This window comes from Fodinibius halophilus, from assembly GCF_011059105.1.
GTDB lineage: Bacteria > Bacteroidota > Rhodothermia > Balneolales > Balneolaceae > Fodinibius > Fodinibius halophilus.
The window spans coordinates 25025-38709 of the sequence record NZ_JAALLS010000027.1 but is presented as its reverse complement, the minus strand read 5'-3'; the positions used below and the strand labels follow the sequence as shown (position 1 = coordinate 38709).

General features: G+C 41.1%; 12 protein-coding genes. 11 read left to right on the top strand and 1 reads right to left on the bottom strand.

Annotation, left to right across the window (positions count from 1 at the left end; all coding sequences use genetic code 11):
* The first annotated feature begins 250 nt into the window (after nucleotides 1-250).
* Nucleotides 251-1603, top strand: a complete 1353-nt coding sequence (locus tag G3569_RS16245) for an ArnT family glycosyltransferase (RefSeq protein WP_205720255.1) — start codon at nucleotides 251-253, stop codon at nucleotides 1601-1603.
* A 148-nt stretch (nucleotides 1604-1751) separates the two neighbouring features.
* The gene (locus G3569_RS16240) at nucleotides 1752-2462 is read left to right on the top strand and encodes a ribonuclease H-like domain-containing protein (protein WP_165271134.1); all 711 of its coding nucleotides are present in this window, start codon (nucleotides 1752-1754) and stop codon (nucleotides 2460-2462) included.
* Nucleotides 2463-2473: 11 nt separating this feature from the next.
* Here the strand turns inward: G3569_RS16240 and G3569_RS16235 are convergent, their stop codons facing one another.
* Complete coding sequence (locus tag G3569_RS16235; RefSeq protein WP_165271132.1) at nucleotides 2474-4351, bottom strand: DUF4139 domain-containing protein; 1878 nt, start codon at nucleotides 4349-4351, stop codon at nucleotides 2474-2476.
* 257 nt (nucleotides 4352-4608) lie between these two features.
* Between G3569_RS16235 and G3569_RS16230 the strand changes: the two genes are divergently transcribed.
* The 9 genes from G3569_RS16230 (at nucleotide 4609) to G3569_RS16190 (ending at nucleotide 13551) form a co-directional block, all read left to right on the top strand.
* Entirely contained in the window at nucleotides 4609-5034 is a 426-nt protein-coding gene (locus G3569_RS16230) for a hypothetical protein (RefSeq protein WP_205720254.1), read from the top strand.
* Nucleotides 5035-5788: 754 nt separating this feature from the next.
* The gene (locus G3569_RS16225) at nucleotides 5789-5995 is read left to right on the top strand and encodes a hypothetical protein (RefSeq protein ID WP_165271130.1); all 207 of its coding nucleotides are present in this window, start codon (nucleotides 5789-5791) and stop codon (nucleotides 5993-5995) included.
* Nucleotides 5996-6019: 24 nt separating this feature from the next.
* Nucleotides 6020-6517: a PI-PLC domain-containing protein gene (locus G3569_RS16220; protein ID WP_165271128.1), complete on the top strand. Its 498-nt coding sequence runs from the start codon at nucleotides 6020-6022 to the stop codon at nucleotides 6515-6517.
* Between the two features lie 117 nt (nucleotides 6518-6634).
* On the top strand, nucleotides 6635-8812 hold the full coding sequence (locus G3569_RS16215) for a carbohydrate binding family 9 domain-containing protein (RefSeq protein ID WP_165271126.1): 2178 nt from the start codon (nucleotides 6635-6637) through the stop codon (nucleotides 8810-8812).
* A gap of 248 nt (nucleotides 8813-9060) precedes the next feature.
* Nucleotides 9061-9552, top strand: coding sequence for a hypothetical protein (locus tag G3569_RS16210; RefSeq protein ID WP_165271124.1), 492 nt, complete (start codon nucleotides 9061-9063; stop codon nucleotides 9550-9552).
* 764 nt (nucleotides 9553-10316) lie between these two features.
* The gene (locus G3569_RS16205) at nucleotides 10317-10835 is read left to right on the top strand and encodes a hypothetical protein (protein WP_165271122.1); all 519 of its coding nucleotides are present in this window, start codon (nucleotides 10317-10319) and stop codon (nucleotides 10833-10835) included.
* Between the two features lie 43 nt (nucleotides 10836-10878).
* Nucleotides 10879-11268, top strand: coding sequence for a hypothetical protein (locus G3569_RS16200; protein ID WP_165271120.1), 390 nt, complete (start codon nucleotides 10879-10881; stop codon nucleotides 11266-11268).
* Between the two features lie 3 nt (nucleotides 11269-11271).
* Nucleotides 11272-11610: a membrane protein insertion efficiency factor YidD gene (gene yidD / locus G3569_RS16195; RefSeq protein ID WP_205720253.1), complete on the top strand. Its 339-nt coding sequence runs from the start codon at nucleotides 11272-11274 to the stop codon at nucleotides 11608-11610.
* Nucleotides 11611-11634: 24 nt separating this feature from the next.
* On the top strand, nucleotides 11635-13551 hold the full coding sequence (locus G3569_RS16190; protein ID WP_165271118.1) for a CARDB domain-containing protein: 1917 nt from the start codon (nucleotides 11635-11637) through the stop codon (nucleotides 13549-13551).
* The last annotated feature ends 134 nt before the right edge of the window (nucleotides 13552-13685 follow it).

Genomic DNA, 13685 nt, shown 5'->3' with positions numbered 1-13685 from the left:
TTGTATCTCTCAGTAGATTATAACTCTTAATCAAAAACTGAAACCTTTCTCTATATTCTCCGAATAAAACATAGATCTGTAGAAATAGACCATTTACACTTCATCAATAATTTTGAAAAAGTATTGGCCATTAATTTCAATATTGTGTCTGTTCAAACTGGTTATCCACTGGTTTGGAAATCAAAATTATGGATTTCACAGAGATGAACTCTTGCACCTGTCAGTTAGTGAACATCTGGATTGGGGTTTTATGGAATTTCCCCCCTTCATCGGATTGGTGGGCAATCTTAGCTACCTGTTATTCGACTATTCTCTAATGGGAATGCGATTATTCCCGACCCTTGCTGGTACTGCTATTTTAGTACTGTGTTGTTATATGGCTAAAGAGATGGGAGGCAAACGATGGGCCGTTATCTTGGCCGGGCTATGTGTACTGGCCTTTTTACCCTATTATCGAAATCACATGCTATTTCAACCGGTTGCATTCAACCAGTTTTTTTGGGTCCTCGGTTTTTTTGTACTACTCAAGTATCTGAATACCAACAAAACATATCTGCTATACCTTCTGGGAGTAATTGGTGGAATAGGGCTGATGAATAAATACACTATGTTAATATGGGGATTCGCATTAGCCATTGCATTTGTATTCCATAACAAAGCTCGCATATATAAAAGACCTGCTCTATATGGAGCTGCCCTTACGGCCTTGGTTATATTCTTACCCAATATTCTGTGGCAATCTCAATACGACTGGCCCATTTTGCGTCATCTCTCTGAGTTACAGTCAACTCAGCTAGGCGAACATAACGTTTTCGAATTTGGACTGGACCAACTGAAATATCCCTTTACCTTTGCCATCTCTTTAATTGGTTTTATTGTATTTTTTCGAGATAAACATTTGCAATATTATCGAACTGTAGGTATCGCAATTGTTGTTATCTTTTCTCTACTGTGGATTTTTCAGTCCAAGAGCTACTATTTTTTTGGTGCTTATCCTGTATTATTTGCTGCCGGTGCCGTAAAAGCTGAACAGTGGCTAAAGCAAATTAACATAAATTGGAGCTATGCGTTAGCAGCATTCATTTTATTACCTTCTCTCCCATTTATTCCTGAGTCGATTCCTGTACTACCAATTGAACAACATATCTCATATAGTGATAAAAAAGTACAAGATGGGCGTGTGGAACTGACAAGTGATTATGCTGATATGTTCGGATGGCCTGAACAGGTACAATTGGTAGACAGTGTTTACCGCTCGTTGTCTGCTGAGGATAAAAAGAATGCCATTATCTGGGCCGAAAACTATGGTGAAGCCGGTGCAATAAAGATTCTGGGTGACCAATACGGTTTACCTGACCCTATAAGTCGACACGGCAGCTTTTGGCTTTGGGGATATCAAAATCCAGATGCAAACGTATGGATCAGCATAGGCAATGAAAAAGAAGTATTGACAGAGGTTTTCGAGGAGATAACCCTTGTAACAATGATATCCCACGAATATGCTATCGATGAGGAAAATGGAATACCACTCTATATTTGTCGTAAACCCAAAATAGATATTCCAAAATGGTGGGCTGACTATGAAAAACATATTTTTGATTAGTAGTATCGGCTATAAGGTGTAGCAATCAACGGTAGTGCTTTCGCTTTGCTTCTAAAGCTTACAAATGGTATGCTATACAAAAAATGAACTGGACTGACAGCAGGGCCCTGAGACAGGTAACTGTTGATATCCACAGAACAACAGATTTATGAACCACCGATACCTGGCATTTGATATTGAAACGGCAAAAATATTGCCCGAAGATTTTGACGATCTCCATGCTCATCGTCCACTGGGCATAAGTTGTGCGGCTACCTGGTGTACCGATAACGATGAACCCGAAGTGTTCTATTCGAAGCTCTCCAATGATTCCCCCGCCCCAAAAATGTCTCCCCAAGATCTGTTTGCCTTTATCAAACACCTGGAATCAAAAGTTGAAGAAGGATATACTATCGTTACCCATAACGGGCTGGGTTTTGATTTTGATATTCTGGCCGAAGAGTCCGGACAATGGAACAGTTGTCGTAGTCTGGCTCGTAATCATGTGGATATGATGTACCATTTCTTTTGCGGCAAAGGATTTCCTATCGGGCTCAATGCTGCAGCAAAAGCCATTGGCATCAGCAAACCGGCAGATGTGGACGGTTCAGTTGCCCCTCAACTCTGGAAAGATGGTGAACATCAAAAAGTGTTGGACTATGTAGCCCAAGATTGCCGCCTCACACTCGATGTAGCTGAGGCCAGTGAACAAAACGGGCGGATCAGCTGGATTACCCAACGAGGCAGTCAATCTTCTTTCCCCCTACCCTCATCAGGGTGGCTCACCGTTAAAGAGGCATCAGAGCTTCCTCTCCCCGATACCTCATGGATGGACAATCCCTGGCCGCGATCAAAATTCACCGGCTGGCTCGAAGAATGAATATAGAGTAGTTAGTTATGCTCTAAAGTTTTCTTAGCAGGATATTCCAATGTATATCGAAGCTGTCTTTTTTGGGTTTCTTGCGGCTTCAAACCCAGTTGCCAGGTTATTTGCCCTGTAGCTTTTTCCAGAAGTCCCTGTGAATGCTTATGCAGTGAAACAGCAATTTCTTCATTTCTTGATACTGGAATCTGGTCTACTAACTCCAGCTGAATGGGTTGACTTTTGTTATTTTTAATCAACAGCTCCCATGCTTTGGTTTCTTTGACTTTTCTTCCAAAGAAATTCTTTTCGGAAAACGTTTTCACCTGCTTCCGTTCAACGCTTATCGCTTCATCTTTACCAAGTGAAAACCGCAGGGTGTCTCCTGCTGTTTGGGGTGACAGTGTTGACTGCCCCACAAAAGTTTGCCCAAAATAAAGATTGGTTTGCCCGGGCAACAGATTGAGTTCTTCCCAATTGGTTAGCCGGGCTGTTAGAAAGGCAATTTCTCGCTTTTTAGGTACAGCATAATATCTATAGTCTGCCGGTAAATTATACTCTTTAACAGCAACTGTTTTTGATTTTCCATCACCACTTATGGTATATGGTTGTTTGATCGTAAAGCTAAATGAAGTTTGGGTACTGGCTGTCGTTGTTTTTACCGGTCGGATGTTTTTTTCAGCCTTTCTGGCACTTTGAGCATCCTTCGCATAACCGCTAACCACTACCTCATTCAGCCCCTGAATGTCATGGTCCAAACGAACATTCATATTCCTGCGAATAGGTATTCGTTTTTTGCTATATCCAATAAAGCTAAATTGCAGCGTTTTTGCATCTGAGGGTACCGAGATATGAAAACTACCATCCTGTTCAGTACTGGTGCCAGTTGCTCCACTTCCTGTTGTTATATTTACACCGGGTAATGGTTTACCGGACTCCTGATCCACAACTCGGCCTGTAACTCTTGAAATCCCTAACTGCCCGGCATCAGGAAGATTTAACGCATCGTCTGTTTTCCCTTTGTATCTCGGTGCATAAGATTGCACTGGAGTATAAAAACCCACATAGTCTGTTTTTAGCAGGGGTATGGCAGAATTAAATGTAGGGTCTGCCGATGATATTGTTAGCTCAGCCTTTTTCCAATCTATACCGGTCGACTGCCTGATATTTGCCTTATAGACCATTTCCATAGGACTGGCAATATCCTTTACTCTCACATCGTAACTGGGTTGCCAACCGGCTCTGGAAACAAAATATGAAAAGTTTACCGAGACGTTCTGTTCAGAATCAGATTTAATCTCTGCAACTATTTCTGCCAACTGTCGATTTTCTTGCCTCTTTATCTTGTTCATTTGATTTCTAAGTTGCCGACGTTGAGCACGCAGTTGATCGACCTGTTGTTGCAATGCAATTTTTCCTTTCTCAATTTTACTAAGTCGCTCCCGGAAATAATCCATCGTCTGTTGTAATTCAGAAGAAGAAATAGCTCCCTTATCCCCTTTCAGTTTTTTGTTTTCCATTAAAATCTCAAGCTCATAATCTAATACCTTCTTTTCTGCATTCTTCAGCTTCAATTTATGTTCTATCTTTGCCAGCTGTTTCTCCAAAGAATCGAGCTGAACTGTAGAATGAACTTTTCGTTTACGTTTGCTCAGTGAAAGAATGGTGATGGGGGTATCCGTAGTTAGTGTAACTGATTTTTCATTTAGCACACTGCTTAAGTTTGTAAAAACGACTTTATTAACACCCGGAACTAGCTCTATCATGGCTGTTCGACTAACCTCTGCTCCGGACCGAAAAACTGTAACTTTATCAACGGTAGACTTTACCCTTTTTACCTCTGACTCAATACCGGAGTGGGCAAATAAAGAGAAAAACATTGTAGTAACAACAAGTAACATCTTCATGACAATAGTTTAAATGTAAAAATTAAAGGGGATGCTTCTGATACTGATCGAACTTATACCCATCAAAATGACATAAGTTATCTATAATGAGCAAAAACAGTATTTGCAACTTAATACTCTAAAGATGAATTGCAAGTAAGATCAAGAATTCCAAAAAGCGACATAAAACGATACACCAATATTGACTGGCTTTTTAGAATGAAACTGGCTATTTAGGAGATCCAAAATTGGATCAAACAACTATCAAGCACCAACTTATGAATATAAAATCAGGAACAAACAAGTACATGTTCTTAGGGGCTACCTGTAATGGTATTATTGCCCTATCCCATATAGGGTGTATCATATTTGGAGAAGCTTGGTATAGGTTTTTGGGGGCAGGTGAGAAAATGGCTCAAATGGCAGAAAAGGGAATGGCGTATCCAACTGTTATAACCTCTATAATTACAGTTATATTTATCATATGGATGTTATATGCTTTGTCAGGTACCGGATTAATCCCAAAACTACCCCTGTTACGCACAGGGTTATCTATTATTACTGCTATCTACATAGGGCGAGGTATTTTTTTCTTCCTTCTTATGCCCTATTTCCCTGGTAACAGTATATTATTCTGGATCGTAAGTTCTGCAATATGCCTCATAATAGGCATTATACACCTGCTGGGGTTAACTCAATTATAGTCCCCAGTAAGTGATTGACAAAAAGTTAGTCCCCAACTGATAAATAAATAGCCAAACATCTATCGAAATCTCGTAACCTTAACTCCAGCTGGCAGTTTAAAGGATTCAAAAATATTGACGATGCGCGTGAGTGGATAACCTCCTAAAATAATAGAATATACCACCCTTATTTAGCCTGTTTATAGTAGCCATATTCATGCCTTTTGGCCTGCATAATTTGAGATACTCTTGATAATTACTGCCGCCATTACTACCTACCCAAAATAAGAGCTTTTTATTGCTCTTTATAACAGCTGCATAAACATAAAGTACCAACTACTTCTTCTTTATTTGAATAACGATCCATATAATCTCTATAGGATACCATCTTTCTTTTCCCAATATTACCTGTAGATATAAAGAGATACTGTTATCAGTGATTTGCGCTTACCATTTCAGATTATTGCTTATAACAACAGTTGAATATTAATGTCTCAATGGCACTATCTGAAAGGGCACAATCATGGGTTGGACAAAACAAAAGAACGTCGCTCAATAAAGCCAGTCTAATTGGGATAATTTTATCCGCCGGGAGCCAAACTGACACCGGAAAAGCTAAACGAATAGCACTTCAAAACCCAAAGAGCTCTTTCTGGCGGGGCCTGTTTATGAAAGGTATGGTCCTTTTAAGGAGGTGGATGCGATATTCTTTAGTGGTAAACCATGGTATGGTGAAGCTCCACAATGTGACGGATACCCAAAAGAGAGATTATCGATGGCTTATGTTTCGCCCAAAGATCCTGGACAGTTCCTGGAAACGACATGCTACCGCCTCGATAATGGCAGTACTGTCATAAATATAGTGTGTATTTTTGCTGGTAACCTGGTACTCAATAAACGGCCCTACCTAAAAGCAAATAACGACCCCAATACTAAGCAGCCACTCAATCCCAACTTAATGGAAGTGCTCACCAACGGCTAAGTACAAAAGCTACAAAAACAAGGAGTGACGGTACTGCTCACTATCATGGGCGGACATCATAAGGGCGGCTGGTCAAATTTTAAAACAGAAGTAGTCGACAAATATGATCTGGATCGTATTGACATTGATGATGAATACCAGTCATTCTCTTCCCTGCTCGATGAATGCAAAAGCTTCTTAACAGAAAATAGAAGTGAGCTGCTCATCATGTCACTGATGGTTAATGACTGGTCTGGGCATGGCGGTGATCGCAATAATATTGTTAACGCACTGGAAAAGCTACTTTCTTCATATCTGATTGCAACTTCAAAAGTACTGCCTCAGATGGGAGATATACGAGGTGAAATTTTTTTATACAATCGGATCAATGATCAACTCCGTTTCGGTACCCCTATTAACTGGCCCGATGCCACCAGCGGAGCATATGCTAAAGATTCGCCAAACCGATTTTATCAGGTATATGTGCAGGATAAATACAAAGGGTTACCAAATTTTGGTGCTTTTTGCACCAAAATTTGGTAACCCTTTGCAAAACTGATCAGAAAAATGTAGTCTATTAGATAAAATAAAACTGGGTATTTTATGGTAGGTTTTGGCAAATCAATACTGTTCGGATGCACTCTAATAACCGGATTATTCATGTCAACCGGTAGTTATGGACAAACTACAGACCCAATAACCCTGCCCCGCCTACAGGGTTCTATTGAGTTAGATGGGATGCCTGATGAAACGGCCTGGCAGAAGATCGATCCCCTGCCTATGACCATGTACCTGCCGGAATCGGGCCAACAGCCTACCGAAAAATCCGATATCAAGGTTGGTTATACCGATGATTATCTCTATATCGGGGCCCGACTCTACGATTCTGAACCCTCTAAGATACAGACCACAGGCCTATCTCGAGACAGTGGTTCTCCCACTGACGACTGGTTGGCTATCCTCCTTGATACTTTCAATGACAACGAAAATATGCTCGGCTTTTATGTTACACCCGGTGGAGCCTTGACAGATCTCACGGTCTTTAATGATGCACAGGGAGACTTTCCACTTAATCCTAGCTGGAATACGTTTTGGGATGCCGAAACAGTTCAAAACGGGGAGGGCTGGTTTGTCGAGATGCGCATTCCCTTTAGCAGCCTGCGTTACCAAAGTACAGAAAGCGGTACAGTTACCATGGGACTTATTGCACATCGCTGGATTGCGCGAAAATCAGAATCATCCATCTTTCCCGCTATTTCCAATGACTGGGGTTGGTGGGGACAACACAAACCTTCGCTGGCCCGAAAAGTACAGTTTACAAACCTGGATCAGCAGCGCCCATTCTATGTCACCCCTTACCTGCTGGGCGGTTTTAGTCAACAACATCAGCTTAATGACCCCGAAACAGCCTACTACCGCGATGATGAATTTACTTATGATGCAGGGCTGGATGTTAAATATGGACTTACCAGCAATCTCACCATGGACCTTACGGTGAATACTGACTTTGCCCAGGTTGAGGCCGATAACCAACAGGTTAATCTAACACGATTTTCCCTCTTTTTCCCCGAAAAACGGAAATTCTTCCAGGAACGGGCCAGCCTTTTTAATTTTAGCTTTGGTGGTCCAAACCGCCTGTTTTACAGTCGCAGGATTGGTATTAATAGTGGTGAAGAAGTCCGAATCTTGGGAGGAGCCCGGCTAGTGGGACAACTGGGCAAATGGGACCTGGGGCTTATTAATATGCAGACCGCCCGACAGGGGCCTGATATCCCTTCCGAAAACTTCGGGGTGCTTAGGTTGCGACGCAAAATATTTAACAAATACTCATTTCTGGGCACCATGTTTACCAGCCGTATTGGGGATAACGGCACCTATAACTATGCCTATGGCCTTGACGGCAATATCCGTATTAACGATGACAACTACCTGACTGCCATCATTGCTCAGACCTTTGAAAATGGCAACGCCAACAATTTTGCCTCTCCCGGCAACAGCAGGGTACATCTTGAGTGGGAAACACGGCGAATCGATCGATTGGGCTACAGTCTGAGCTATTCCCGTTCTGGTGCCGCTTACAATCCCGGTATAGGTTTTGAAGTACGAGAGAACTACAGCCGATTGGGTAATAACATCTACTACGGTTGGTTCTCGGAGAAAGATTCCTCCCCTTTTGTAAACCAGCGTTTGTTTCTCAATGGATCTATCTTTTTTGATAACACTGACGGATCTACACAATCTGCCAGTATTGGTCCGCGCTGGAATGCTAACTGGAAAAACGGAAACTCTATCAATCTGGGACCTTCCGTGAGTTATGAAAACTTATCGGAGAGCTTTGAACTCTTTGGTCGTATTACCATCCCAAAAGGCGGTTACCGCTTTTATAACTTTAAAGGCTCATTCAGTACTTCAGAGGCCGATTTAGTTACCGTTAAGTTGAATTTAGGCGGTGGCCAATTTTTTGATGGATACCGGGGTACAGGAAACCTGGGGGTAAACTGGAGTCTCTCTCCCCATTTCAAACTCAACCCCTATTATGAGATCAATCGGGTTAGTTTTCCTGATCGGGATGACCATTTTACAGCTCATATTGGACGTATCCGCTTACAGTATTTCTTTAATACCGAACTGTCGGTGAGTACCTTTGCCCAATTCAGTAATGCTGCCGATGCATTTATCTCCAACTTCAGGCTGCGCTACAATCCCCAAGAGGGAAATGACCTTTATATCGTTTATAATGAAAATCTCAATACCAACAGGTTTGGTTATACTCCCGTGAAACCCCTGAATAACAACCGCACAATTCTGATCAAATACACCTATACCTTTGGGTATTGAGAAGCAAATACCTGCATCCTTTTTTACTACAGATTCAACATACCCTCCCGCAGCCAATCTCAGCAGAAATTAAATGAGTATCTCCTACATCAGCTGTTCCTTTGATCTGTTGAAAATACCATCATATATCAGTAGATAAGATTTAGAATATATTTCATCTTCAATAGTAAATAATCTATGCTATAAACAGCATAAAATTGTAATGGTTATACTTGGCTACGATCTTTAATCCCAAATTAATAAACAAAATGAGATTATTGTTTCTTTTCATCTTTGTAACAATACAGCATGTGACCTTTGCCCAAAATCTACCCGAATGGGCTCAACAAAAATTTCAAGAACAATCCTCATTTCTAAACATTAGTGATTCCTTAACTCCTAGATTTTTAGAAGCTGATTTTGACGGGGATGGGAACGAAGACATCGTTATTACGGTCAAAAATAAGGAGAAAGGAAACAAAATCGGCCTGATCTTTTATTTACGTTCAGGCAATCAACATATAGTTGGAGCAGGAGATCCATTTGGAGCCGGAGGTTCTGATTTTAAATGGGCTGACAAATGGACCATTTTTACCAATGAAAAAACCTATCAAACAACCTATAATTCGAATGGCGACATTCAAGGAACTGAGCAAATTCTACTCAAAAACCCAGCCGTACATATCCAAACCGAGGATGGCATTGGGGGACTTATTTACTTTGATGGCGAACAATTTATCTGGATCCAGCATGGAGACTAAACCCATTACAAACAAACCCATGATTCACTTAACTAAAAGGGAGCTTTGCAAAACCGGCATGTCATCCTAAACCTGTGCTACGAAGCCATACCTACACCTAAGGGTTTCGGCAGATTACACCTTGGCGTAGTAGTAATCAGTTCAGGATCTTGGTTTCAAGGTTAATAACTGAGATGCTGAAACAAGTTCAGCATGACAAGGTGCGACTATTTTTGCAAAACTCCCTGAAAATAGATAGAAATATAACCTGTTCCCGGAAAGTAAATTATTAAATACCTTCTTTGTTTCATATTCAAAATTTATGCAACGGCAATACAGCTTGTTATTCGAAATGCGATTTTATAGATTGGTAATAGTTCGTTACTAAAAGAGAGTTTTTTAACAATTGTAGGTGTAGGTTATCAAGAGTCTCCCTGTTAGTTCAACCAAGGAAGCAACCTGAATAAAGGGAACTAACTCAATGAATGTAGCTACCTTGTCTATCAAATTTAAATGAGATTCGTGTTCTGCTTCCATCGATACCCTAAATATCCTGACGAATAACATACAATTCGTTAGTGTACTTGAATGGAAAAAGGGTTCAAGACCAAGGCAGATGATTTGCCGACTGCTTATGCTAAAAAAACGGAGAAGTACTTTTAGCACCAATAGATCCATCAAATTGAGTATGAGATAACTGGAGCAATGTAATTCATCAAATAAAAATGTATAGCAACTTCAAGACATAAGAGAGTGCTATACTCAACCAAAAAGAGAGAAATACAATGAGTTCAATATCAGACCTTATTAAAAAAATCATCGATGGTGTCTCCAATTGGATTGAGCGCTGTATACCGGAATATGAGCCCAATGCTTGGAATGACGCTAACGGTATACAGTACAATAACAACTGCTATAACTATGGGTGTGACATACAAACCAATACCTACGCCCAACCAGGTCGCGCCCATGGCATTACCTTATCCCCTGGTGACCTTGAAGACTGTGATGCGGTACAAAATGGTGCCATCGCTGATGGTCTTAAGCCCGTCAATTGTGACGAAGGCTGCGGTTGTAAAGACTGCCAGCATCAGGTTGCCTTAGTAATTTGGCCGGGCGTTGATTACCATTGGTATCGTAAAGACCAAAATGGGAAATGGTCACACAAGTTGGGTGGTACGCCCGCCACGAACCTGGATAACAGCGGAAACTTGATATCAAATCCTAAAACTGCTGATCGAGGTAACTATACTTTATTCTGCGGGTGTTTCTGTGTTGATAAATCACAAGTCACTATTAATTGAGCCGCAAATCAATCATATTATTAATCACTAAACTTATTTACTGATGAAAGACGAAAATAAAGATAATATAACGGCAACTGTGGGACTTTTTTCGGGCCGTCCCAATCCCAAAATTACATTAGAAAACGACTTAGCTGCTGAATTCTCTGAAATGATTCATGCAGCAATTGGAAAAGAAGCAGCTAATCCCCCTCCCGCCCCCAAATTGGGATCATACTACGGTTTTACCGTAACTATGCCTCGTAATAAGGCCCAAGAATTGGAGCTTCCGCAACAGATCAGAATCAATAATGGGGTTTTAACAGTAACACGTAATAAGGAAGAGAACCACTGGCGGGATGTCGCCAATATTGAGGAACTGTTGATAAAACAGGCATATGAAGAGGGCCTCGGCGACCTACTTCAAAAATTTGATATTCCAAATCCCAAATAAGGCTTGCCACAAGTAGTATTCGTGCCGCCTTACCAAAAACCGTTTCTGATTATAAGGCAAATTACACAAATAATATCAAGAGGTTTCAGCAGAGTGCTGGGGATGCCGGCCCTGCTGTTAATTCGGCTCTATCAATATTTATTATCCGGTAAGAAAACAACCCGGCGGTGCCGGTATACCCCAAGCTGCTCGGAATATGCCTACCAGGCAATTATGAAATTTGGTCTTTTTAAAGGAATACAGTTGGCTCGTGAGCGCATCAGCCGGTGTACTCCTGACCATGAGGGCGGCCACGATCCCGTACCTGCCAATTATGACTGTAAGTCTAAACATTCATCCTGATATTAAATTTACTACCAGTCTTTTATGAGAACACTTAACTATTTTCTTATCGCCTCAATATGTGCCGTACACCTTCTATCCTGTAGTACTACCAAGCCTGATATCGTACCCACTGATCTATCATTTAACACGAATAATCGACTTGAAATAACATTCGAAAATCAGGATCAAGCTAATATACCGGCTAATACAGGGAACCTTGCGATTTTTATTAATGGAAAAAATATCGGCACATATAGTTTAGCGAACCTATCTGATCAATCTTTTCGCAACCCAAACACCCCATATACCTTAGAAACGAACTTTCGACTGGCATCTTCAAAATACCGGATTGGTGTTGCCCTGGATACCAATGATGAGATTAGTGAATCAAATGAATTGCAAAATACCTATAGTCGAACGCTAACCCCTCCTGCTATTTCAGGACCCGATTTTGTTATTAGTGACTTACACCTCAATAGTTCAAATGAGCTCAATATTACTATTAAGAATGTTGGTAATACATCCTCCCCAACCAATCTTCCAGTAGACATAAGGGTAATTGTTAATGAAACTGTTGCAGCAGATTTTACTCCTTCTATGCCATCCCTGGTACCCGGACAAAATACGACGATATCCCCAAACCAACCTGTTACCATTACCGGCAATAAGGAAGTCCGTGTTCTATTAAACACGCAACAGTTTACAGATGAAACCAATAACATTAATAATACCCGCGAAGAAATTCTGCCCTCAGGCCCCTCTTTTGGACCCTACCAGTCGTTGTTAAATAACAGCAGTATCTTTTCAAATATCAGATGGCAATATTCAGGTGGAATATCATCCTACAACAACTGGTCGCAATCGCAAAAAAATGATCTCCGTAATGCTATTATTAAATTAGAAAACGGCCGATCTCAAGCACTTGACTCCCCTCCTTCCCTCTCATCCGGGCGAATTTCGAAGGCTGACGCCTGGAAAATTTATATTCAGCATATAGCTCAAACACTGTGGATAGAAAAAAACAATTTGGTGCCATGGAGCATCCAAACATATTCCAACAGTGAGTTGCAGAACTTGTTAAGTAGTAAAGAATTAATGGTTTATGATTCTAATCAAGACCGTTATGCTTTTACAACATCTATCATGGGAAAAGTTACCCCGTGGAATCCCCGTATCAATTACCGTTTTCTTAAAAACTATGACATGATTAAGCAAAATCATCGACAAACGTTATATGCTTTTACAAATTGGATGCGGGCCCATTTACGGCACTGGTCAGGAAACGATACGTTATCTGACCTATTTGGCTACGAAGGATTTCCACCTGCAGATAAAGTATTATACCCACTGCCGGGAAAGAAACATATGGCTGCGGGCTGCTGGGGTACTTCGGGCCTGTATGCGGCCGTACTGCGGAGTGTTAATATTCCAGTAGAACATGCATACACAAAATTTGGCAGTACCAATGCCGTACACAGCCGCCCCTACTTCCCGTCGCTTGACCTGAGCATGCCACATGCCGACGACGTATATACTTCTTCATTAACTCCCTCAGGTAATATTATTCCTGCATCAAAACTATTTTACACTTCTCAGGAGATGGACAACAAGTTTCTTAACCCTCAGTTAGACTGTAACGGTACAGATTGTAACACTGTTGGAGAACAGGCCAGCTATAATAGTGGTAAAGAGCATCTCGAAATATCTTGGCAACATCATGCAGACTTTTTGTTATACCAGTATGCGAAATATGGTGAGAGTTATGTCTTGGGCACCCTCCGGGGACCTCGTATTGGCGGAAGTATTAAAGAATATGTGAATCCCTACTTCAATGCTTCGAAACGGCAAACAATGGTTGATGAAATTAAAGCATATTTAAAGATTTTGGGCGGGGGCGACCTCAGTGAGGGCAAGAATATTGTGATACAACGAGTGTCCAAATTCAGAGAAAATAAGTAACAAGCTGACTCTCAAATAAAAAGATCACAAATTTACCTATGAGCCGTATGGAGTACAACGCTGATAGAGTAACTTCTATGAACAACATCTAAGCGATCGGGCATTAAATAAGAACAAATAAACGTTATGCGGTT

Excerpts from the sequence above, each read along its gene's own strand:
- G3569_RS16245 (WP_205720255.1), top strand. The coding sequence starts at position 251 with ATGGAATTTCCCCCCTTCATCGGATTGGTGGGCAATCTTAGCTACCTG.
- G3569_RS16240 (WP_165271134.1), top strand. The coding sequence starts at position 1,752 with ATGAACCACCGATACCTGGCATTTGATATTGAAACGGCAAAAATATTG.
- G3569_RS16235 (WP_165271132.1), bottom strand. The coding sequence starts at position 4,351 with ATGAAGATGTTACTTGTTGTTACTACAATGTTTTTCTCTTTATTTGCC.
- G3569_RS16230 (WP_205720254.1), top strand. The coding sequence starts at position 4,609 with ATGAATATAAAATCAGGAACAAACAAGTACATGTTCTTAGGGGCTACC.
- G3569_RS16225 (WP_165271130.1), top strand. The coding sequence starts at position 5,789 with ATGGCTTATGTTTCGCCCAAAGATCCTGGACAGTTCCTGGAAACGACA.
- G3569_RS16215 (WP_165271126.1), top strand. The coding sequence starts at position 6,635 with ATGTCAACCGGTAGTTATGGACAAACTACAGACCCAATAACCCTGCCC.
- G3569_RS16210 (WP_165271124.1), top strand. The coding sequence starts at position 9,061 with ATGAGATTATTGTTTCTTTTCATCTTTGTAACAATACAGCATGTGACC.
- G3569_RS16205 (WP_165271122.1), top strand. The coding sequence starts at position 10,317 with ATGAGTTCAATATCAGACCTTATTAAAAAAATCATCGATGGTGTCTCC.
- G3569_RS16200 (WP_165271120.1), top strand. The coding sequence starts at position 10,879 with ATGAAAGACGAAAATAAAGATAATATAACGGCAACTGTGGGACTTTTT.
- G3569_RS16190 (WP_165271118.1), top strand. The coding sequence starts at position 11,635 with ATGAGAACACTTAACTATTTTCTTATCGCCTCAATATGTGCCGTACAC.